This is a genomic window from Streptomyces manipurensis, from assembly GCF_049570255.1.
Taxonomy (GTDB): Bacteria; Actinomycetota; Actinomycetes; order Streptomycetales; family Streptomycetaceae; genus Streptomyces; species Streptomyces manipurensis.
The window spans coordinates 6,869,689-6,889,517 of the sequence record NZ_CP186950.1 but is presented as its reverse complement, the minus strand read 5'-3'; the positions used below and the strand labels follow the sequence as shown (position 1 = coordinate 6,889,517).

24 protein-coding genes are annotated in these 19,829 nt (G+C 72.8%); 11 read left to right on the top strand and 13 right to left on the bottom strand.

Annotated features, from left to right (window positions below):
- Nucleotides 1-10 precede the first annotated feature (10 nt).
- Nucleotides 11-1,543, top strand: coding sequence for an MFS transporter (locus tag ACPU2J_RS31355; RefSeq protein WP_423834568.1), 1,533 nt, complete (start codon nt 11-13; stop codon nt 1,541-1,543).
- A gap of 25 nt (nt 1,544-1,568) precedes the next feature.
- Here ACPU2J_RS31355 and ACPU2J_RS31350 read toward each other — a convergent pair whose 3' ends face one another.
- The gene (locus ACPU2J_RS31350) at nt 1,569-2,177 is read right to left on the bottom strand and encodes a TetR/AcrR family transcriptional regulator (protein WP_420078609.1); all 609 of its coding nucleotides are present in this window, start codon (nt 2,175-2,177) and stop codon (nt 1,569-1,571) included.
- 77 nt (nt 2,178-2,254) lie between these two features.
- Here ACPU2J_RS31350 and ACPU2J_RS31345 point away from each other — a divergent pair, with 77 nt between their 5' ends.
- Complete coding sequence (locus ACPU2J_RS31345) at nt 2,255-2,797, top strand: DUF3995 domain-containing protein (RefSeq protein WP_423834567.1); 543 nt, start codon at nt 2,255-2,257, stop codon at nt 2,795-2,797.
- 90 nt (nt 2,798-2,887) lie between these two features.
- Here ACPU2J_RS31345 and ACPU2J_RS31340 read toward each other — a convergent pair whose 3' ends face one another.
- From ACPU2J_RS31340 to ACPU2J_RS31325, 4 genes are all read right to left on the bottom strand, one after another.
- The gene (locus tag ACPU2J_RS31340) at nt 2,888-3,238 is read right to left on the bottom strand and encodes a hypothetical protein (RefSeq protein WP_361592978.1); all 351 of its coding nucleotides are present in this window, start codon (nt 3,236-3,238) and stop codon (nt 2,888-2,890) included.
- A gap of 104 nt (nt 3,239-3,342) precedes the next feature.
- Nucleotides 3,343-3,570: a hypothetical protein gene (locus ACPU2J_RS31335; protein WP_420078611.1), complete on the bottom strand. Its 228-nt coding sequence runs from the start codon at nt 3,568-3,570 to the stop codon at nt 3,343-3,345.
- Between the two features lie 89 nt (nt 3,571-3,659).
- Nucleotides 3,660-3,968 (bottom strand): hypothetical protein, encoded by a 309-nt coding sequence (locus tag ACPU2J_RS31330; RefSeq protein WP_423834566.1) that lies wholly within the window; start codon nt 3,966-3,968, stop codon nt 3,660-3,662.
- 241 nt (nt 3,969-4,209) lie between these two features.
- Nucleotides 4,210-4,722, bottom strand: coding sequence for a universal stress protein (locus tag ACPU2J_RS31325; RefSeq protein ID WP_420078613.1), 513 nt, complete (start codon nt 4,720-4,722; stop codon nt 4,210-4,212).
- A 189-nt stretch (nt 4,723-4,911) separates the two neighbouring features.
- Between ACPU2J_RS31325 and ACPU2J_RS31320 the strand changes: the two genes are divergently transcribed.
- Nucleotides 4,912-5,454, top strand: coding sequence for a 2'-5' RNA ligase family protein (locus tag ACPU2J_RS31320; protein ID WP_420078614.1), 543 nt, complete (start codon nt 4,912-4,914; stop codon nt 5,452-5,454).
- A gap of 29 nt (nt 5,455-5,483) precedes the next feature.
- Here ACPU2J_RS31320 and ACPU2J_RS31315 read toward each other — a convergent pair whose 3' ends face one another.
- Both ACPU2J_RS31315 and ACPU2J_RS31310 read right to left on the bottom strand, forming a co-directional pair.
- Nucleotides 5,484-6,380, bottom strand: coding sequence for an SDR family oxidoreductase (locus tag ACPU2J_RS31315; RefSeq protein ID WP_423834565.1), 897 nt, complete (start codon nt 6,378-6,380; stop codon nt 5,484-5,486).
- Nucleotides 6,381-6,452: 72 nt separating this feature from the next.
- On the bottom strand, nt 6,453-6,662 hold the full coding sequence (locus tag ACPU2J_RS31310) for a hypothetical protein (protein WP_420082538.1): 210 nt from the start codon (nt 6,660-6,662) through the stop codon (nt 6,453-6,455).
- Between the two features lie 134 nt (nt 6,663-6,796).
- Between ACPU2J_RS31310 and ACPU2J_RS31305 the strand changes: the two genes are divergently transcribed.
- Entirely contained in the window at nt 6,797-7,192 is a 396-nt protein-coding gene (locus tag ACPU2J_RS31305) for a hypothetical protein (RefSeq protein ID WP_423834564.1), read from the top strand.
- Nucleotides 7,193-7,196: 4 nt separating this feature from the next.
- Here the strand turns inward: ACPU2J_RS31305 and ACPU2J_RS31300 are convergent, their stop codons facing one another.
- Both ACPU2J_RS31300 and ACPU2J_RS31295 read right to left on the bottom strand, forming a co-directional pair.
- The gene (locus tag ACPU2J_RS31300; protein WP_423835055.1) at nt 7,197-7,742 is read right to left on the bottom strand and encodes a YcxB family protein; all 546 of its coding nucleotides are present in this window, start codon (nt 7,740-7,742) and stop codon (nt 7,197-7,199) included.
- Nucleotides 7,645-8,352, bottom strand: coding sequence for an Imm7 family immunity protein (locus tag ACPU2J_RS31295; protein WP_423834563.1), 708 nt, complete (start codon nt 8,350-8,352; stop codon nt 7,645-7,647). The genes ACPU2J_RS31300 and ACPU2J_RS31295 overlap by 98 nt, the downstream gene beginning before the upstream one ends.
- Before the next feature lie 91 nt (nt 8,353-8,443).
- Here ACPU2J_RS31295 and ACPU2J_RS31290 point away from each other — a divergent pair, with 91 nt between their 5' ends.
- From ACPU2J_RS31290 to ACPU2J_RS31275, 4 genes are all read left to right on the top strand, one after another.
- Entirely contained in the window at nt 8,444-8,845 is a 402-nt protein-coding gene (locus ACPU2J_RS31290) for a GntR family transcriptional regulator (RefSeq protein ID WP_361592931.1), read from the top strand.
- Nucleotides 8,842-9,819, top strand: a complete 978-nt coding sequence (locus ACPU2J_RS31285) for an ABC transporter ATP-binding protein (protein ID WP_423834562.1) — start codon at nt 8,842-8,844, stop codon at nt 9,817-9,819. The genes ACPU2J_RS31290 and ACPU2J_RS31285 overlap by 4 nt, the downstream gene beginning before the upstream one ends.
- Complete coding sequence (locus tag ACPU2J_RS31280) at nt 9,816-10,862, top strand: ABC transporter permease (protein ID WP_423834561.1); 1,047 nt, start codon at nt 9,816-9,818, stop codon at nt 10,860-10,862. The genes ACPU2J_RS31285 and ACPU2J_RS31280 overlap by 4 nt, the downstream gene beginning before the upstream one ends.
- Nucleotides 10,863-11,086: 224 nt before the next feature.
- Nucleotides 11,087-12,406, top strand: coding sequence for a glycosyltransferase 87 family protein (locus ACPU2J_RS31275; protein WP_423834560.1), 1,320 nt, complete (start codon nt 11,087-11,089; stop codon nt 12,404-12,406).
- A 322-nt stretch (nt 12,407-12,728) separates the two neighbouring features.
- Here the strand turns inward: ACPU2J_RS31275 and ACPU2J_RS31270 are convergent, their stop codons facing one another.
- Complete coding sequence (locus ACPU2J_RS31270; protein ID WP_423834559.1) at nt 12,729-13,325, bottom strand: hypothetical protein; 597 nt, start codon at nt 13,323-13,325, stop codon at nt 12,729-12,731.
- 582 nt (nt 13,326-13,907) lie between these two features.
- Between ACPU2J_RS31270 and ACPU2J_RS31265 the strand changes: the two genes are divergently transcribed.
- Entirely contained in the window at nt 13,908-16,001 is a 2,094-nt protein-coding gene (locus tag ACPU2J_RS31265; RefSeq protein WP_423834558.1) for a S8 family serine peptidase, read from the top strand.
- A 115-nt stretch (nt 16,002-16,116) separates the two neighbouring features.
- On the opposite strand, the gene ACPU2J_RS31260 is transcribed toward ACPU2J_RS31265, so the two are convergent.
- The gene (locus ACPU2J_RS31260; RefSeq protein WP_420078622.1) at nt 16,117-16,485 is read right to left on the bottom strand and encodes a nuclear transport factor 2 family protein; all 369 of its coding nucleotides are present in this window, start codon (nt 16,483-16,485) and stop codon (nt 16,117-16,119) included.
- A 71-nt stretch (nt 16,486-16,556) separates the two neighbouring features.
- Here ACPU2J_RS31260 and ACPU2J_RS31255 point away from each other — a divergent pair, with 71 nt between their 5' ends.
- Nucleotides 16,557-17,429: a LysR family transcriptional regulator gene (locus ACPU2J_RS31255; protein WP_420078623.1), complete on the top strand. Its 873-nt coding sequence runs from the start codon at nt 16,557-16,559 to the stop codon at nt 17,427-17,429.
- 6 nt (nt 17,430-17,435) lie between these two features.
- Here the strand turns inward: ACPU2J_RS31255 and ACPU2J_RS31250 are convergent, their stop codons facing one another.
- Nucleotides 17,436-18,236, bottom strand: a complete 801-nt coding sequence (locus ACPU2J_RS31250) for a HEAT repeat domain-containing protein (protein WP_423834557.1) — start codon at nt 18,234-18,236, stop codon at nt 17,436-17,438.
- Between the two features lie 150 nt (nt 18,237-18,386).
- On the opposite strand from ACPU2J_RS31250, the gene ACPU2J_RS31245 reads away from it, so the two are divergent.
- The gene (locus ACPU2J_RS31245; RefSeq protein WP_423834556.1) at nt 18,387-18,707 is read left to right on the top strand and encodes a hypothetical protein; all 321 of its coding nucleotides are present in this window, start codon (nt 18,387-18,389) and stop codon (nt 18,705-18,707) included.
- A 177-nt stretch (nt 18,708-18,884) separates the two neighbouring features.
- On the opposite strand, the gene ACPU2J_RS31240 is transcribed toward ACPU2J_RS31245, so the two are convergent.
- Entirely contained in the window at nt 18,885-19,454 is a 570-nt protein-coding gene (locus ACPU2J_RS31240) for a hypothetical protein (protein WP_423834555.1), read from the bottom strand.
- Nucleotides 19,455-19,829 lie beyond the last annotated feature (375 nt).

The following is a 19,829-nucleotide window of genomic DNA, read 5'->3' as shown; positions in this document are numbered from 1 at the left end:
CCGTCGGGGCATGACTCGACAGCATGCTCACACCTCACCCGGCGGCCGACGGGCCTGGCTCGGGCTCGCCGTGGTCCTCGGCCCGGTCCTGCTGGTCTCGATGGACGGTTCCATCCTCTTCCTGGCGGTGCCGAGCATCACCGCGGCCCTGTCGCCCACCGCCGACCAGGCGTTGTGGATGCTGGACGTCTACGGCTTCGCCGTGGGTTCGCTGCTGGTCGCCTTCGGCAGCATCGGCGACCGCTACGGCCGCCTCAGGCTCCTGCTCATCGGCTCGACCGTGTTCGGCATCGGATCCACCGCCGCGGCGTTCGCACCGAACCCGGAAGTCCTCATCGCCTGCCGGGCGCTCATGGGTGTGGCCGGTGCGACCCTGCTGCCGTCGGCGCTCGCCGTGCTGAGCGAGCTCTTCCCCGACCCCAGGCGGCGCGCCCGGGCGATCGGGATATTCGCCGCGGCGTTCGCCGCCGGGTTCGCCGTCGGGCCGGTGGTCGGCGGAGCCCTGCTCGGGGCGTTCTGGTGGGGCTCGGTGTTCCTGGTCAACCTGCCCGTCATCGCCGCCTTCCTGGTGCTCGCACCGGTCCTGCTGCGCGAGGTACGGGCGTCCCGGACCGGCCGCGTGGACGTCCTCAGCCTCGTCGCCTCCGCCGGGGGCCTGCTGCTCACGATCCACGGCGTCAAGCACCTGGCCGCGGCCGGACTCTCGGTCCTGCCGGTCGTCACCGGGTCCCTCGGCCTGGCCGTCCTGGCCTTCTTCGTCCTGCGCCAGCGGCACCTCGAACACCCGCTGATCGACTTCTCCCTCTTCCGCGACCGCACCTTCACCGTCGCGATCATCACCGGACTGCTGCCGCTGGCGGCCTGGTCGGCGACGGCGTACCTGTCCGGCATCCACCTGCAGTCCGTCCTGGGCCTGAGCGTCCTGAACGCGGCGCTGCTCGCGCTCCCCGGAGCGGCGGTCCTCACCCTCACCTGCGTCGTCACGCCCACCGTCGTCGACCGCATCGGCAAGAAGGCCGCGCTCGTCGTCTGTCACCTCACCATCGCCGGCGGCCTGCTGCTGCTCCTGCCCACCACCGTCACCGGCGGCATCGGCTGGTACGTCGCCTCGACCGTGGTCACCGGACTCGGCTACGGCATCTCCTTCAGCGTGGTCGCCGACACCGCGGTCGGTGCGGTGCCCGCGGAGCGTGCCGGTTCGGCGGGGGCGATCGCGGAGACCGGCAACGAGATCGGCAACGCCCTCGGCATCGCCGTCCTCGGGTCGCTCGCCACCCTGGTGTTCCGCCTCCAGGGGCCGGACCTGGCCCCCACCCTGGACGAGACCATCCACCTCCCGGACCTCGCCGCCACGGCGCTCCGCGACGCGAAGGGCGCCTTCGTCACCGGCCTGCACGCCGCCGTCGCGGTGGCCGCCGTACTGCACGCGGCGCTCGGGGCCGTCGCCCTGCGCCTGCTCTCCGGGCCGACGGCCGGGGACCCCGGCAGGAACCGCCCGGACGAACCCGAGCTCACGCGCGAGCAGTTGTCGGGCAGGGCCTGACCGGCGCGGGCGCAGCGCGGAGCCGTCATTCCCGTACGGTGCCGGTGCCGGTGCCCGGGGCGCCCGGCGCGAGGATCATGTCGACCAGGTGGTCCAGGGCCGCGGCGCCCCCGGGGTCGCGGAGCTGCGCCTCGGGGGCGAGGTCGGGTGCCGTCCTGCGCAGGTCGAGCCAGCCGAGATAGGCGGCGTACGCGGCGAGGGCCCGGTGACGGGCGGCCGCCGGCCCGAAGTCCAGCCCGGTGTACACCTCTTCGAGGAAGGCCAGCCGGGCCCGGGTGACGCGCGCGACGACCGCGGCGACGGCGGGGTGATCGACCTGGGCGGCGAGGGCGGGCTCCAGCCCGGCGATCTCCTCGTCACCCAGGGCTTCGGCGAACAGGGTCCGGGCCCGCGCCAGGGGGTCGCCCACCTCCTTCACGGCCGCGATGACCTCGGCGGTGCCGTGCCGCTCCCAGGTTTCGAGGGCGGCCACGAGGAGGGCCTCCCGGTTCTCGAAATGCCAGTAGAAGCTGCCGCGGGTGACGCCGAGTTCCTTGGCGAGCGCGTCGACCGCCACCGCGGCGACACCGCCGCGGGCCAGCGCCCGCAGCGCCGCCATCGTCCACTCGTCCTTGCTGACCTTGCCCTTCGCCATGTTCCGTACAGTACTGTACGGATAATCCATACAGCACTGTATGGATCTGAACGGATCTGCGAGGGAGGGGCGGCAGCATGAAGCCCATGAAATGGCTGCTCGGTTCGGCCGGCGGCGCGGGGAAGCAGGCGGTCAGCGGTGCGGGGGACGGCGTCGGCGGTGGCCCGCGCGCCGCGGCCGGTGTCGCGGCGCTCGGACTGGCGGCGGCGGGTGCCCTGCACGCGGTCTGGAGCGTCTCCCCCTGGCCGCTGGCCACCCGAGCGGAGTTCGCGGCCGTCGTGGTCGGCGTCGAGGAGGGCCGGCTGCCCTCGGCTCCGGCGACGCTGGCGGTCGCCGGGCTGCTCGGCGCGGGAGCATGGCTCGTCGCCACGGCCGCCCGGCCCGCGCACCCGCTCGCCCCCTCGCGGCTGGTACGGACGGGGTTGTGGACGGTCTCCGGCGTCCTGACGGTCCGCGGTCTCGGCGGCCTCGTGGTCTCCGGCCTCGGGCTGGGGGAAGCCCCGGCCGCGTTCCAGCGCTGGGACCTCGCACTCTACTCGCCGCTGTGCGTCACGCTGGGCGGCCTGGCGGGCTACCTGGCGGTGCGCACCCGCCCCGGTCGCACCCGCGCCCGCATCTGAGGAACGCGCCGAGCGCACCGGCGACTTCGGGGTGCGACGGCGGGGCGGGCCGGGCCGGCGCGATCACGCCGGCCCGGCCCGCCCCGCCCCTCAACGGAACTCGTGGACCACCTGGATCTCGCCGACGATGTGGGCGTTGAAATCGTCGAGCTCCTCGGCCGGAACCCAGAGCTCGAGGATCGTCCGCCCGCCCGCCTGCTGGACGGGATACCGGCTCAGGAACTCCGAGTCGACCTCGAAGCGCGTGACGAAGCCGACTCCGCTGTGCTTGACGTTCCAGTCCCGCGCGATCCTGATCGCGTAGTCCTCGTTGAGGACCGGGTAGAAGATCGGCTGCTCGGGCAACCGGGGCGGCCACGCACGCCAGTTCAGCTCCCTGACCAGGGCAAGCTCCTCGGGGCCGGTGGGGCGCCACAGGGTCGTCGTCGGCTGGCTGATCATGTACGTGGCTCTCTGGACGTGGCCGCCGGTGCGGCGGCTCGGGAGACCGGACGCTACCGGCACCCCCTACCGGGCAGCCACGCAATTTCCGCGCCGAGCCGGTCCTACGGCAGTTCGGCGCTCCCGCCGCGCCGCTGATGGCGACGGCCGGTCCAACCGACCGCGACCCAGGCGGCGAAGAGGACCACGGCCGCGACGATGCCGGCGCCGGTGTCGGTGAACACGAGCCCGAACAGGACGGCGATCAGCGTGACCGTCCCGGCCGCGGAGGTGGCGAAGGAGTCCGCGCGCAGGACGATGCGCAGGAGGGGAGAGGGGGAATCGTCGTTCATGGCAAGGCCATTCTGCGCCCGGGACCCGTCATGATCAACAAGTTGGCACGAGACCGCCGATCCGGACCGTCGCTGCGCGTGGCCGTCGCTCAGCTCGCTCTCCCCCTCCGGCGGGCTGCCGCGGGCCGGAGCGGGCCCATGAAGGCGTCGAGCTCTTCGACGACTTTGCGGAGTTCACGGGCTCCCCGAGTGGACATCGCCCGGATCACACCGTCGAGCAGGGCCCGGCCTTCGAGTGGGCTGCCGCAGCAGTACCAGTGCACGTTGCCGAACTCGTCGTCGTGCCAGAGCTCCTGCGCGGGTTTGTGAACGTACTCCTTCCACAAGCGCAGGGCCGCGCTGACGTATCCCGGCCGGAGGTAGTTCCGCGTGTGTTCGAGGCGGACGATCTCGGCCATCGCCCGAGAAGAGAGATGATCGACGGCCGGACTCGAGCGTGGGGGCCGGTGCCGGTTCGGGATGCCGACCCGGACGCGTCCAGGTCGTCTACGCGGCATGGGCCTTTCGGTCGGTCATGCCGGACAGGCTGCCACGGCCTCGAACAGTGTGTCGAATGAGTTTCGCTCGTCGCCCGGCGTGTCCGATCCTCGTGGACCGGGGCCCCGCACGTGATCCGAATCGGGCCCGTCGGGGACCGGTTCAGGGGGTCAGCTCTCGCGGGTCCAGGCGGAGCCTCCAGGTGTTGCGGCGGTGTACGGCCTCCAGGTCGGACTGGAGCGGGGACGGGGGGACCACCAGGACGGGACAGGCGGCGTGCGCCAGGCAGTAGCGGGCCACCGAGGGGCGTACGAGGCGGCGCAGCGGGCCGCGGGGGCCCGTACCCACCACGAGGAGGTCCTCGGGGTCGCGGGCCGTGCCCACGAGGGCGGCACCCGGAGTCCCCCGCACCGCGAATCCGGAGAGGGTGACGCCGGGCTTCAGGACGCCGAAGGCCGTGTCCAGGACCTCGCGGAGCCTTTCCACGGCCGCGGCGCGGCATTCGGCCAGGGCGATGGTGCCGAGGCCGTTGCGGCTGCCGAGTTCGCCGCCCGGCGACTGCCACGCCAGGACGACCCACAGCTCCGCGTCGCGCACACGGGCCTCGGCGGCGGCCCTGTGCAGGGCGGCCAGACTCCCCGGGGTGCCCGTGGCACCCACCACGACTCTCCGCACGGCCTCTTCTCCCTCGTCGGTGTTGCCCAGGCCTCCATGGAAGGGCCGCGACGCAGCACGGGACGGACTTCTTGACGGCCTTCTCACGCGGATGCCGACGACCCTGACGGTCCCCTGATGCCCACCGGGCACCCGGACGGGGCCGCGGGCCGCGGACCCGGCGCTCACGACCGACGTAGGCTGGTGACCGTGCACAGTGTGGAGCTGCTGCCCGACGCCGACACCGACCGTGCTGTCCGGGACGTGTGGCGGCAGCTGGCGGACCGGGGCCTGCCCAGCCAGGCGCACCACCGCCACCCCACGAACCGCCCCCACCTCACGCTGGCCACGGCCGACCACCTCCCACCGGACACGCGGGCCGAGGTGCTGTGCGTACTGGCCGAGGCCCTTCCCGTTCCGCTGCGCCTGGACGGGGTGGTGAGGTGGTCCGGCCGCGTCCGGGTGCTGGCCTGGACCGTCCGGCCCGAACCGCCCCTGCTGCGCCTGCACGAGGCGGTGTGGCGGATCCTGCGCGACACGCCCGGCACCGGCGCTCTCCCTCCCCTCCTCGCGCCGGCGCGGTGGGTCCCCCACATCACGCTCGGTCGCGGCGCCGCAGCGCGCTGGGCCGCGGCGGACGAGGAGTCTGCCGCCCTCACCGCCGGCACGGCGTTCGCTGCGGTGACCGGTGAGTGGACCTCCGCCCGCCGCTACGACTCCGTCACCCGCACGGTGACGAGCCTGGTCCCGTGACCCGTGACCCGTGACCCGCGACGCCCGGGTCAGGGCCTGCGGCGCGCGGTGACCGGTACGCGGACCAGGGTCTGCCCATCGCCCGTCGGAGGGAGCAGGACGATGCTCAGCTCCGCGCCGACCCGGTCCCCCTCGCGGCCGTCCGGCAGGTCGAACCGCAGGTGGTAGCCGTACGACGCGCCGTCCGGAACGTCGACGGGGTATGCGGTGGACCCGGGGCCGACCGGGTGACCGCGGACGGTGAGATCGTCCACGGACGGCGTGAGCTGCTTCAGGAACCGCACCCGGCAGCCGTCCAGCACCGCGATCCGCAGGGCGAGGGTACGGGCGGCCGCCCTGCGGGTCCGGTCGGCGAGCCCGGTCAGGTCCGCGGTCAGGCCCGAGGTGGGGGCCGCGGGCTCCGTGACGATGTCCAGCGTGCCGGACAGCGCCGTGGTGATCGACCTGAGCTGCGCCACGTCCCAGTGGGTGCCGATCCCGCGGGCGTGGCAGGTGAAGCGGCCCGCGCACGAGGCCAGCACGGCCGACAGCTCCTCACGGCTCCCGGCCGCGGCTGTCAGGTCCGTGAGGAGGACCGCCTCGCGCACGGCGTCGCCGTGCGGCGTCAGGAGCCGGTCGGTGAGCCGCAGCCATCTACCGAAGGCCGCCGACCCGGCCCCGGCGTGCGCACAGAGCACGTCGAGCCACCCGTGCCGGTCCTCGGCCGCGGCCGCCGTGTCCTCGATCGCCTGCGGGTCCCGCAGGTCCACGGCCATCTCCGAGACCCGTCCCCCGGTGGACCCGGCGATCTCGCGCGCCACCGCGGCGGCAACCGATTCCGTACGGCCCGTCAGCAGGACCGCCGCACCGCGCCGCGCGAACAGCTCCGCGATCCCCGCCCGATGCCCCGCGTCCCACCCGTCACCACCACGGACCGGTCCTGCCACTGGGTCATCGTCATGTACCGCACCTCGCCGCGCCGTCGGTCCGTATCCCGGCGCCCGGATCCGCGACCGGCGTCAGGGACGGCGCTTGCGGTCACTCAACGGGGTGTAGAGCCTGCGCGCGGGCGACAGTTTGTCGAAGCGGGCCTCCTGGCGGGCTCGTTCCTCCGCCTGCAGCCCGTCGAGGTTCCTCGTCCGCGTGGCCCTGTCGCTCCAGAGGAGGTACCCGACCAGAGCAGCCACCGGCAGTCCGAGACACGCGTAGAAGACGAGCAAGCCGTCCACACCCCCCAGTGAAGATCAACAGGCACATCGATTCTGCTGCCGGAGCCCCGTACGGGTCAAGGGCTGACGGACGGCGACTCCCCGACGAAGCCCCACCCGGGACGGCCGTCCAGCGTTTCACTAGAGTCGACCGCATGGCGACACCGGTACTTCAGGCAGTCGAGGCGGACGGAACGACCTGGGACGACCCGTCCGAGGACCGACTGCACGACCTGCTGGCCGACATGAGCCTTTCCTCGCGGTTCGTCGTCGTGCGGCGGCTCGACGCGGAACCCGCAGACCAGCACTACATGCAGGTCTACCTGAACGACGACCTGAGCTACCAGGTGGAATACCGCGAAGGCGGACCTGACGGGCACTTCCAGACGTGGATCGCGCGAGGACCCGGGGTGTTCACGGTGGAGCCGGCGGCCGAGGTACTCCAGGGCTGGGCCGCCGGGCGACCCGGCTGGCGCGAGGAGCAGACCTGGGTCCCGTGGTCACCCACGGAGTCCTGCGCCCGCCACCACCCCGACCACGCCGCGCGCTGACGGCCTAGCCCCGGCGCAGCCGGGAGTCGAGGACCGCGCCGAGGAGCTCGACGTCGTGGGTCGCCAGCAGCCGCTTGGGCACGACGGTCATCCAGATCCCGAGACCGGCCCTGCCCACGACGACGTACAGACCCGGGGTCTCGTGATACCGCGTCATCGCGTCCCAGCCCAGGCGCTCGATGTCCGCCCCGTCACGGACGGCCGCGATGCCCGTGCCGTCGATGACACACTCCGCGCCCTCGTAGGCCCGCTGGGCCCGCAGTGCCTGCGCGACCATCCACCGCGGCACGAGCAGGGCGAACACCGTCGCGGAGACGATGGCCATGGCCACGAGGGCGACGTTGACCGAACCGCCCTCGGCGTCGACGCGCACTCCCGGCAGCACGAAGCCCAACGCGCACGCGGCAGCGATCCAACGCAGTCGGCGGAACATCCCTGCGGCCTTCAGACCCTCACGGAGTTCGCCCTTCTCCACGCTGCCCGTGACCCGGAGGACGACCTCCCGCGTGACCTGGTTCTGCCGAGGCTGTCGTATGTCGATCTCTTCCACGCGCCGGAGCATAGCGCCCCACCACGCGCCCTCCCGGTCCGCCGTCTCCGAGGCCGGAGCGCGGCCTGCACGGCCTCGCTTGCCCGCAAGCACTCTTGAGGTCCTGGCGTCTCGCCCATGGCCCGGTCGCGCCCCCGCCGCTCATCCCCTTGGCCGCGGGGTCCACGGCATGCTCGCCGGGATCACCCTCCTCTTCGAGCAGCATCACCATCGCGCGCTGGGCAAAGGGGTCTTCCAGGGTCGGGATGCAGGGAGACAGGAGTCGCTCCGTGTGCCGGGTGACCGTGCCCCGGGCGAGCCTGAGTACGCGTACCTCGTTCTCGCGGCCCGGGTCTTCGTCATCGCGCACGTGCAGGAGCCCGTAGGCGCCGGGAGCGACCTCCGCGACGTGGTCGAACAGGCCGACGACGTCCAGCGACGAGCTGTGATGGGAATTGCCTCCCACGTGGATGAACGGCTCGCCGTTCATCCAGCGGAGGTCGAGCAGGTAGGGACTGGCCATCTGCGTGATGCGCAGCCGCAACCCGTCGACGATCCCCCGCAGCCGGACGTCATCATCGTCACCGACCGCGCTCTCCCTGCCGGTGATCCAGCCGTGGTATTCGTACACGCCGCGATCCTGGCGAGGCAGCTCTTCTTGACATCCGGACCCCTCTGGATCCACTATTCACTACTCAAATAGTGAAAGGGTGTTTGCCGGGATGATCGAATACCGGATCGACCGGCGCAGCGGGGTTGCCACCTACGTACAGATCGTCCAGCAGACCAAGCAGGCCATGCGCCTGGGACTGCTGGAGCCCGGCGACAAGCTTCCGGCTGCCCGGGAGGTCGTGGAGGCCACGGCAGTCAACCCGAACACGGTGCTCAAGGCCTATCGGGAGCTGGAACGCGAGGGCCTGGTCGAGGCCCGGCGGGGCCTCGGCACCTTCGTACGCAGGTCACTCGGTGCCGCACCGAGCGACTCCCCGCTGCGGGGCGAGCTCTCCGAGTGGGCGGCGCGCGCCCGGGCGGCGGGCCTGGAGCGGGATGACGTGGCGGCACTCTTCGCTGTCGTGCTGGACGAGCACTTCGAGACCACCGACAAGGAACAGGATCACCGATGACGAGCAGTGCCATCGAGGCCACCGGGCTGGGGAAGGCGTTCCGGCGGCGCGGCGGGTGGGCCCTGCGCGACTGCACGTTCCGGCTGCCCGCCGGACGTGTCAGCGCGCTCGTGGGGCCCAACGGCGCGGGCAAGTCGACGCTGCTCGCCCTGGCGGCAGGCCTGATCGCCCCCAGCGAGGGTGCGGTCACGGTGCTCGGCGGGCATCCGGCCCAGGTGCGGTCGCGGATCGGCTTCGTCTCCCAGGACAAGCCGCTGTACCCGCAGCTCACCGTCGCCGAGACGCTCCGCATGGGCGCCGATCTCAACCCCGACAGCTGGGACGCGGACACCGCGCAGCGGGTCGCGACGGGCGGTGGCCTGGACCCGGGGGCCCGGGTCCGCTCGCTGTCCGGCGGCCAGCGCACCCGCGTGGCGCTCGCCCTCGCCCTCGCCAAGCGGCCGGAACTGCTACTGCTCGACGAGCCGATGGCCGACCTCGACCCGCTGGCCCGGCACGAGCTGATGGGCACCCTCATGGCCACGGCCGCCCGGTACGGCACCACCATCGCGATGTCCTCACACGTCATCGCCGAACTGGAGGACTCCTGCGACCACTTGCTGCTGATCGGCAACGGCCGGGTACGTCTGGCGGGTGACATCGACGACCTGCTCGCCGCGCACTCCCTGATCACCGGGCCCGCACGGGAGGCCGCCTCCGGCGCCGACGTCGACCTGGCCCCGCACACCACGGTGGAATCCCGTGTCACCGGCCGCCAGGCCACCGCGCTCGTGCGCCCCTCCGGGCCGCTGCCCGCCGGCTGGCGGACGAACGACCTCTCCCTGGAGGCACTGGTCCTCGCCCACCTGCGCAACCCGGCCGCGCCCCCGCTCACTCTCGACACCGCCCACGCCCACGACTTCACCTCCTCCGCTTCCCCCACGTCCCAGGAAGCGGTCTCCGCCTCCGCCATATCCCAGGAGGAGACCGCATGACCGCCGTTGCCCCCACCACACCCACCGCACCCACCCCTCCCGCGGCCACCCGGCATCCGTCCCCCGCGCCGCGGCTGACCCCGTGGCTGGTGCGACTGCACCGGCCGGCGCTGTGCGTCTGGGCAGGCCTCGTGGTCCTGCTCTCGGTCGCGCTGCTGTGGCTGGGCGGCCCGCTCACCGACGCCTCGGCGGCGGCGTGGGAGCAGTACAACGCGTGCGCCGGAACGTCGAAGTGCGCCTACGACCAGCCCTCGATCCTCCTCTACAAGGAGGTCTACTCCGCCACCACCATCGCCGTCCTCACCCTCCCCTTCCTCGTGGCCGCCTGGGCCGGAGCCACGCTCACCAGCAGGGAACTGGAGACGGGCACGGCCCAGTTGACCTGGGCCCAGTCGGTCTCCCCGGTCCGCTGGCTCACCACCCGGCTCGCTCTCCCGGCCGCCCTCGTCCTCGTCGGCACGGGACTGGTGGCCACGCTGCACCACCTCGCCTGGTCGGCAGCGTGGGGCCGCGTGGACACCACGAAGCCCTGGTCCGACATGCCGACGTTCTACGCCGGCGGGCCGCTCACGGTCGCCCTGGCCCTCCTGGGCCTCGTCGTCGGAGTCCTGGTCGGTCTGCTCTGGCGCCGTTCCCTGCCCGCCCTCGGCACCTCCGTCGCCGCCACGGCCGGCGTGTTCGCCCTCGTCCACACGGCACTGCCCCACCTGTGGCCCAGCGTCACCCAGGTGCGCCCCCGAGGGCAGGGTGGCCCGTCGGGCGCGGGCATCCTGGTCGACGAGGGCATCGTCACCTCCACCGGCGCCCGCCTGCCGAACCCCTACTGCGGCGGTGACGACTTCCCCGACTGCCGTACCGCGCACGACAAGCTGGACGCCGTCGGCTACTACCGCGACTTCCACCCCTTCTCCCACTACTGGCCCCTCCAGCTCATGGCCACGGCCCTCCTCTGCGCCCTCGTCGGCGTACTCGTCTTCGTCGCGTACCGCGTGCTGAAGAGCCGTACGGGCGGCACCCCGCGCGGCGCGCGCACCACCTCGTAGCGAGGGGTACGGAGTCGCACACCAGGCGGGAGGCGGCCGTCGGGCCGCTGCCCCCGACTCCGTCATGCCCTCATGCCCTCACCTCTTCTCGAAGGTCGATGCCGATGTCGCAAGATGCCCCGAAACAGGAACCTTCCGTTCGGCCTTGCTCCCGGCATCGCTCCGCGCTCAGGCACTTCGTCGACCGGCGGCGGTGGGACCGGCTGGTTCTGGCGGTGTGCGCGGTGTCGGCACTCGTGGTGGGGCCGGCGTCTCCCGACCACACCTCGCAGAAGGTGTGGGGGCTGGTCGGCGCGGCCGGGTACGCCTGCGCGGCCCTGATCGCCGCGCGGTCGCCCACGCCGTGGGCCCGTACCCCCGCCGTGGTCGCCGTCACCGGTGCGGCGGCCGTGCCGCTGCTGTACCTGTCGCTGATCGGCAGGGCGCAGATGGAGGTCGGCGTGGTGGAACGGGCCGCCGAGCTGCTGTTCTCCACCGGAACTCCGTACAGCCCCACGCCGCAGGCCGTAAGGGACTTCAACCCCTACCTCCCCGGCATGGCGCTCTTCGGGATACCGGCCCTGCTGTTCGGTGACACCCCGTTCGCCGGCGCCCGTGTGTGGTTCCTCGTCGCGTTCCTGGCGGCCGTGGCGGGAGCCGTGCGGGTACTGACCGGCGGCGGGAGCCTGCCCGCGGGGCGGGGCGGACCCGCCCCCGCCCCCGTCGCCGGTACGGGTACGGGTGCCGGGCTGACGGGCGCCCTGTGGCTCGTCGCCTGTCCGGTCGTCGCGCTGCCCCTGAGCATCGGCGGCGTGGATCCGCCGGTGATCGGCCTGCTCTGCCTGGCCCTGGCCTTCACCCAGCGGGGTCGTGCCGGGCGCGCGGGGCTGGTCGTGGGGGTGGCCGCCGCTCTGAAGTGGACTGCCTGGCCGGCCATCCCGGTGATCGTCGCCGTACTCGCGGTACGGGGCGGGAGGCGCGCCGCGCTCAGGTGCGCGGCAGCGGCCATCGGGCCTGCCACGTTGACCATCGTCCCCGCGGTGTTGATCGACACCGGCGCCTTCTACCAGAACGTCGTCCTCTACCCGCTGGGCCTCGGCCCCACGGCCTCCTCCGCCCAGAGTCCCCTGCTCGGCCATCTGATCGTCCTCCTGCTCCCCCACGGCAAGGCCGTGACCACGGCGCTGATCGCGTTGAGCGCGCTGGGTGTGGGCGTGTCGCTGCTGGTCCGCCCGCCTCGGAGCACCGTCGCCGCCGCCGACAGGCTGGCCCTGGGGCTGCTCCTGGCGATCGCACTGTCCCCGGCCACCCGTATCGGCTACGCCGTCTACCCCGTCGTGTTGGTCGTCTGGCCCCGTTTCACGGCCCGTCTGTCGGGCGACCGCCCCGCCACGACCCGCCCGGCGAGCGAACCGCCGCACCACCACCGGACCGTGACCAGTCGGCTGTGCACCGCCGGCCCCTCCCCGGCCGCCTGCAATGCCCGGCGCCGACCACACCGCGAGCATCACCGGACCGGCACCCGCCACTCGGTGGGCGCAGACGACTCCCGCCGAGCCGGTTAGTCCCCGCCCGCGGGACAGGTCTCCGGCGGATGTCGAAGGCCGGTCCGCTGCGGGATCGCCGCCTGGTTCCGGGTACCGGGGCCGGGCGCCCCGCCGCCCGACCGCCCGGCTGCCCGGCTGCCCGGCTGCCCGGTCGGGCTCAGCCGAGGGTGTTCGGCATCGCCTCCTCGACGTGGTCGGCGGCGTTGCGGTGGCCGAGGGCGTTGGGGTGCACGAAGGACAGCTGGTCGGGGAGGGTGACGAAGCCTTCGACCCACTTGCTGTCGTCGCAGACGCTGTGGTCCCGGGAGGAGGCGTACAGGTCGACGAAGCTCGCGGCGTCCTACGTGCCGGTGGAGTCGTCGATGGCCTTGTTGAGGGACTCCAGGACGCCCTGGCGCAGCCAGGCCAGGTCACCCTGGGTGATCGTGCCGAACCGGGTCAGGTCGCCGAAGCTGCACGTGGCGGCGTCCCGGGGGATGACCGTGGGGTAGCCGACGGCCAGGATCTTCGCGTGCGGGTCCCGCTGGTGGAGCGCGGCGAGCATCCGGTCGTAGTCGTGGCGCATGGTCTTCAGCCGGTTCGGGACGGAGAGGGGCGGCTGGTGACGGCCGATCGGGTGCTGGGGCGTGTCGGTGACGTTGTCGATGGTGGCGGCGCCGCAGCTGACGTTCGTCAGCTCGAAGAGACCGCCGAGATCACGGTCGATGACCTGGGGGTAGGCCCGGTCGGTGCGCTCGCATCCGTCACGCGGCACCTCGAACGTGTTGCCCGCGGCCCGGATGACCCCGGCGGTGTACGAGCCGCCCAGGGCGACCCACTGCTTCCGGTCGGCCGCGGCGGCGGGCTGCGCCCCGGCGAACTGGGCCGGGACGGCGGCCCCTGCGGTGAGGACCGCGGCCGTGCCGAGCAGGGCCAGACGTGTACGGAAGTGGGTCACGTTTCCTCCATGAAGACGGTGTGGACGTCACACCGACCGTAAGCGGAGAGTGACCAGGCGCACTAGATCCATTACGGAAGGTGACCATGAATGGTGGGGCGCGCCCCTGTGCGGGTGATCGGGAGTTCGGCGTGTCGACCGCTCAACCCGCCTTTGCGGCCGATGCGGTGCGATTCGTGCGCGCTACGGGCAGGTTTCTGATCGACCCCACGGCTCCGATCGAGGCAGCTTCCCTCTGCGGCTGTCCGGTTCTCGATCATGGGCGCGCCGCGCCCCGACATGGGCGGCCGGCGGCCGTCGCGGATCGGTCCTGGAGCCCCCTCTGCGTGCGACCGAGTGCGTCAACTCGCCCAGAGAAAGGAATGATTGCATCCAGATTCGGAACTTGCGCGACGCTCTCCCACCTGCCTAGATTCCGTGCTCGTTGATCATCAACGGTCAACTTCGGTCAAGAAAGAACGCCCGCAGAGCCGCGGTTCCCGTCCTGCCGCCGCACCCGCCCCGTGCCTGGCTGCCGTTCCGTTCCGCCCCCCGACACCGCAACACCCGAACCACCTTCCACAGCACAGCATGGAGTCACGCGTGAAGAGACCCCTATGGGCCGTGGTCACTGCCACGGCAGCGGCCACGGCGCTCACCGCGATACCGGTGGACGCGAGCCCCCTGCTCGGCTCCACCCGGGCCTACGCCGCGGAGCCCGGCCCGGTCACCCCGCATCTGTTCGAAGAAGCCCGGGGCGGCGACACCGTCCGCGTGAACGTCGTCACGGACCGGCGGACGGACCTCGACTCCGCCTCCGCGGCGGGCGAGACGCTCCTCTCCTACGACACGTTGCCGCTGGTCACCCTCCGGGTGGACCGCGCGGGTCTGGACAGGCTGAACCGCAGCCCCGGCGTCGTCAGCGTCACCGAGGACGTTCCGGTCCCACCCGCGCTGAACGAATCCACCGTCAGGATCGGCAGCAACAGGACCGCCGTCGCCGGGAACACCGGCGCCGGCACCTCCGTCGCGATCCTCGACACCGGCGTCGCCGTCAAGCACCCCTTCCTCGGCGGCCGCGTGAAGACCGAGGCCTGCTTCTCCGTCAACGACCCGGCAGAGGGGGCCACCAGCCTCTGCCCCAACGGCTCCGAGCAGCAGGAGGCTCCCGGCAGCGCCGACTCCGGAAGCGGCCGGTGCGCCGCACTGGGCTCCGCCTGCGCGCACGGGACCCACGTCGCCGGCATCGCCGCGGGCGACGGGACGGGCCTCAGCGGCGCACCCGTACGCGGAGTCGCGCCCGGCGCGGACATCATCGCCATCCAGGTGTTCTCCAGGCTGGACTCCGACACCCGCTGCCTCCGCGTGAGCCCGTGCATCCTCAGCTACACCAGCAGCCAGATCAAGGCTCTGGAGAAGGTGCACGCCCTCAAGAAGTCCGGTGTCAACGTCGTCGCGGCGAACCTGTCGTTCGGCGAGGGGCTCTTCAGCGACCCGTGCCCCGATGACCACCGCGCGCCGATCATCGACAAGCTGCGTGCCGCGGGCGTCGCCACCGTCGTCGCCGCCGGCAACAACCACGACCCCGTCGCCGTCAACGCCCCCGGCTGCGTCCCTTCCGCCATCACGGTGGGCTCCACGACCAACGACGACCAGCTGTCCCCGTTCACCAATCGGGGCCCGCTGCTCGATCTCCTCGCACCCGGCACGGGCATCATCTCCTCCGTGCCCGGCGGCGGCTACGCCCCCGACGACGGCACGTCCATGGCGGCCCCCCACGTCACCGGGGCCTTCGCCGTGCTGAAGCAGGCCCACCCCGGCAAAACGGTCGACCAGCTCGAAGCGATGCTCAAGAGCGACGGCAAGCCCCTCGCCTACGACGGTGTCACCACGGCGCGGCTCCAGCTGGGCCCGAGCCCGGTCCCCGGCGATATGACCGGCGACAACAAGCCGGACCTCGTCGCGGTCGACGACACCGGCAAACTGCGCCTCTACCCCGGTACCGGTACGGGCGGCCTCGGCGCGCACAGCGTCATCGGCACCGGCGGCTGGTCGGGATCGTCCGTGACGCACCGCGGCGACTGGACCGGCGACGGCAGGGAGGACGTCGTCGCCCGGGTCGGCACCGAACTGCGGGTGTACCCCAACCGCGGCACCGGCGCCCTCGGCGCGCCGATCAGGCTCGCCGGCGGTCTGCCCGCCACCGCCCAGGTCGTCGGCGCCGGCGACGTCACCAAGGACGGCCGCCCCGACCTTGTCGTCCAGCACTCCGACAAGCTCTACCTGTACGCGGGCGGCGTGGGCTCCACCCCGTCCGTCGCCGCCCCCGTCGTCATCGGCGCCTCCGGATGGGACGTCATGGACCTGACCGCCCCCGGCGACGCCGACAGGGACGGCGACGTCGACCTGCTCGCCCGCGACACCCGGGACGGCACCCTCCACCTCTACCGCGGCCAGCCCGACCGCAAGACCTTCAGCGGGCGTACCGAGTACGGGCGCGGCTACACCACCGCCTTCCGGCCCCTGATCGCCGGAGCCGCCGACGCCAACGGTGACGGCACGGCCGACATGTGGGCCACCGCGGGCGACGGCACGCTGAAGTTCTACAAGGGCGGCACCTCGGTCCACGGCCCGGTGGACGGCCCGAGCGTCCAGGTCGGCAGCGGCGGTTGGGGCGCCATCGCGTCCCTGAGCTGACGCCGGCCGGCGCCGCGTACGTCCACCCCTGGTCGGCCGGGAAGCGCTGCACGCAGTGCTGCCCGGCCGGCCTCGTCCTCCGGTCCGTGCCGTTCGTTCCGTTCGTTCCGTTCGTTCAGTTCCGCGCCTCGAATCCCGCGAGAAGGGGCCCGGGGTCGAAGGTCACCCGGATCCGGGTGACCTTCCCGTCCTCCACCCGCATCCAGTTCGCCGTGGGCGCCGGCGGTGCAACGCTGGTGCAGAGGTCGTACCAGGTGATCACCTCGTCGCCTTCCGCCACCCGCACCTTCACGTCGATCCTCTCCAGCACCTGGCCGAGCCCCTCCAGCCCGGCGAGCGCCTCCTCGGCCCCCGCCGCCTTCCCCAGCGGTCCGACGAAGTCGACGTCCTCGGCCAGCACTCCCCGCAACGCGTCGAAGTCGGCCGCCTCCCAGGCAGTGAAGTAGGTCTCGGCAAGCTCGCGCGCAGTCCTCGTCGTCGTCATGCTCCCCACCCTCCGCCCGCCCGATCCATCTGTCCAACAGATGGATCGGATGGCAGCTATCGTTCCTGGATATGGAGATCCATCAGCTGCGCTACTTCGCCGCGATCGTGGACGAGGGCACCTTCACCGCGGCAGCCCGGCGACTGCACGTCAGCCAGTCCGGCATCAGCACCCAAGTGGCCAAGCTGGAGTCGGAGCTGGGCCAGCAGCTGCTCGACCGCTCCGGCCGGCGGATCCGCCTCACGGCGGCCGGTGAGGCGGTTCTGCCCCTCGCGAAGAACGCCCTCGCCACCTTCGAGGCCATCACGCACACCGCCGCCGAGTTCGCCGATGCCCTCCGCGGGCGGGTCCGCCTCGGCATGATCATGGGCTGCTCGATCCCGGCCTTCCTCCACACCGTCGCCGACGTCGGCCGCACCCACCCCGGCGTCGAGATCAGCCTGCACGAGGGCCCCTCCGACGACCTCCAGGCCCAGACCCTGTCCGGCTCCCTCGACCTCGCCCTCATCGGTTACGCGAGCACCGTCGCCGCGGGTCTGGAGGCGAGCGTCGTCCTCGACGAGCCGATCACCGCGGCCGTCCCGGCAGGGCACCCCCTCGACCGGCCGGACCTGCGCCTCGGCGACCTGCGCAACGAGAAGATCCTCTGCCTCTCCCCGGGCACCGGTATCCGCGCGGCCTACGAGGACTCCTGCCACCGGATCGGCCTCGGCCCGCGCGTGGACATCGACGCCAGCTCTCCGGCCACCCTGCTCCGCCTTGCCGAGCGCGGCGCGGGCGTCGCGGTCCTCAGCGCGTCCTCCGCGCAGGGCACAGCCCTCCGGACGGTCCCGTTCACCGACGCCGCCACCCACGCCCGGCTCGGACTCGTCACCCGCCGGGGCCCGCACTCCCCCGCCGTGCAGCTCCTGCGAAGCAGGCTCCTCGCGGCCCTGTGCGCCTGACGGCAGTCAGTCCCGGTCCCGGGCCGCCTCCACCGCCTCCCGGACGTCGGGGTGCGGGTCGTCGGCGAGGGCGTCGAGCAGTTCGGATACGCCCGGGGTGGACCAACGGCCGACCGCCCACACCAGGTCCTCCCGGACCGCGGGGTCGGGGTGGCCGGCGAGGCGCCCCAGCCGGGCGAGCGGGCCGCGCCGACGCATTCCGAACCAGTGCAGCGCCTCCCGCAGCACGGCCGGATCGGCGGGGTCAGCGGCTTCGACCCGGGCGAGCAGCACCTTGACCGGGGGTGGCGGACCGTCCAACGGGTGCGGCAGCCGTTCGCGCAGGCGCCGCGCCCCGTACCCGCCGCGGACGCGGCACCCGTGGCAGGTGCAGGGGCGCACACCGTGCGCGTCCGGCAGGTACCGCCAGCCCGCCACCTGCGGCGCGGTACGGACCCGGTGCACTTCACGCGGCCGGATCGCCCGGGGGACGAACACCTCCCACCCGCGCGGGTCCTCCAGCACCCCGATCCGCCGCACCGCCTCCGCCGCGGCGACGGAGGCCAGGTCCCCCCGCGCCCGGTCCGTATAGCGTCCGACCAGCACTTCCTGGGCGTCGTCGAGCCGCACATGGACCGCCACGAGCCCCCCTCGGCTGCCGAACCGGGCCAGCTCACGCAGCCATTGGTGGGTCAGGGTGTACGACGGCAGGACGGGAAAGCAGTAGACGCCCCGCGCGCCGCCCGGCCCCTCGCCGGCCGCCCGGATCCCGGACCGGCGGATGCGCGGGGCGTTCGCCGCCGAGGTCAGGTGCACGAACATCGCCATGACCGGTGATCCTAGGCGGCCCCTTCCCCGGCACGAGACGCCGCCGGCCCGGCGGCAGAGCCTGCGGCCGGCCACGGTGCTCCTGCCGCGCTGTCAGTGCCGCGTGGGAGGCTGTCCGGCGACAGCGTGACGTGGAGGGGAGCTGCGGCAGTGGGTTTCGACGGTGAGGTCTGGCGACTGGTACGGCAGGAGGAACTGCTCGGCGAGGTCGTGGTCGACGAGGCCGACTTTCCGTGGCTGCACGGCCGGTTCGTTCCGACGCCGGCGTTCGACGAGGTGAAGCCGTGGTTCGACGAGTCTCTGTCGCTGGTGGAGGCGGAGGAGTTCGAACGGTTCGACGAGGTCTACGACCGGATCGCGCACACCTTGTCGCTCGTGGCCCCGTCCGGCCCGGTCGCGGAGTTCCTCCTGCACATCGAGGACGGTCGGGCGTGGTTCAGGTGGAGTGACGAGCCCTTCGAGGACGACTGAACCCGCCCGGAGGCGCGGCCGGTCCGGCCGGTCACGAGGGCGGCGTCGCGCTCCCCGGGGTCCCGTCGAATCGCGTGAATCCCCCCTGGGGCGGATCCTGCTCAAGCTGGAACCCCGCGACCGGATCCAGGCGGTGGTCTTCGCCCACGAGCACCGCCTGGTCCCCCGCGACGGGACCTAGAGCTGCCTGAGGAGGTACTGCGGACCGCGGCAGGTCGTGGTCGAGCCCGACGTCTGAGCCCGGGTGAATCCTGCCGGGACCGTGCAGGCCCACAGGCCCGTGACCGGCTTGCGCAGGTAGAAGTTGCCCCCGTAGACGCTGCATCCGCTGAGGACCGGCGAGGTCGAGATCCGGTCGTAGGTCCAGACTCCCTGCCGGGGCAGCTCGCAGACCCACCGGCCGTCGACGGGCGCCGCCAGCCGTGTCGCCTTGCCCCTGGAGGCGCCGAGCTGGCACGGGCCGTACGGTTCACCACTCAGGGTGTCGTCGATGGCGTTGTAGGTCCACGCGTCCGGGACCTTGCAGCTCCACTTCCCGTCCGCGGGGGTCTGCAGCCGGTACTGGATGCTGTTGGAGCAGCCGTTGCGGATCGAGTCCCACACGTACCCGGCCGGGACCGTGCAGGACCAGGTGCCGTCCAGGACGGCCGTCCGGCCCCAGGCCGGGGAGCCGGGGGCCAGCGCCAGGACGCCGAAGAGCAGGGTGAGGAGTGCGAGCAGCCGGGGTGAGCGGGGCCTGTGCCTCATGTGCCGACCTTCCGTCGTCGGTGGTTCCCGTCGGGGTGTGAGGGGCGCGCACAGGCTCCTGTGGGGTCCGGCACCGGGCAAGGGGGCAGGTCTCCGCCGCGGCGGAACGCGTGCACCGCACAGACACCCGCCCCGCCCCGGTCCCCGCTGGCAGCGTGGACGAGGCGGGGGAAAGGGGCCTGTTGCCGTGCGGCCGACGCGCGCCCCGAACCGGTCGTGACCGTCCCGCCCCGCGCCCCCATCCGGCCCACCCGCCCTACGCTGCCGGAGGCGCCCTCCCGTACCCGGACGACGGCCGACACCCGTCAACCGGTCCGCCGGGCTTCGTAGTCTGCCGGAATGCGGGAAACCGGGTTTCGTGTCGGACGGGGGAGA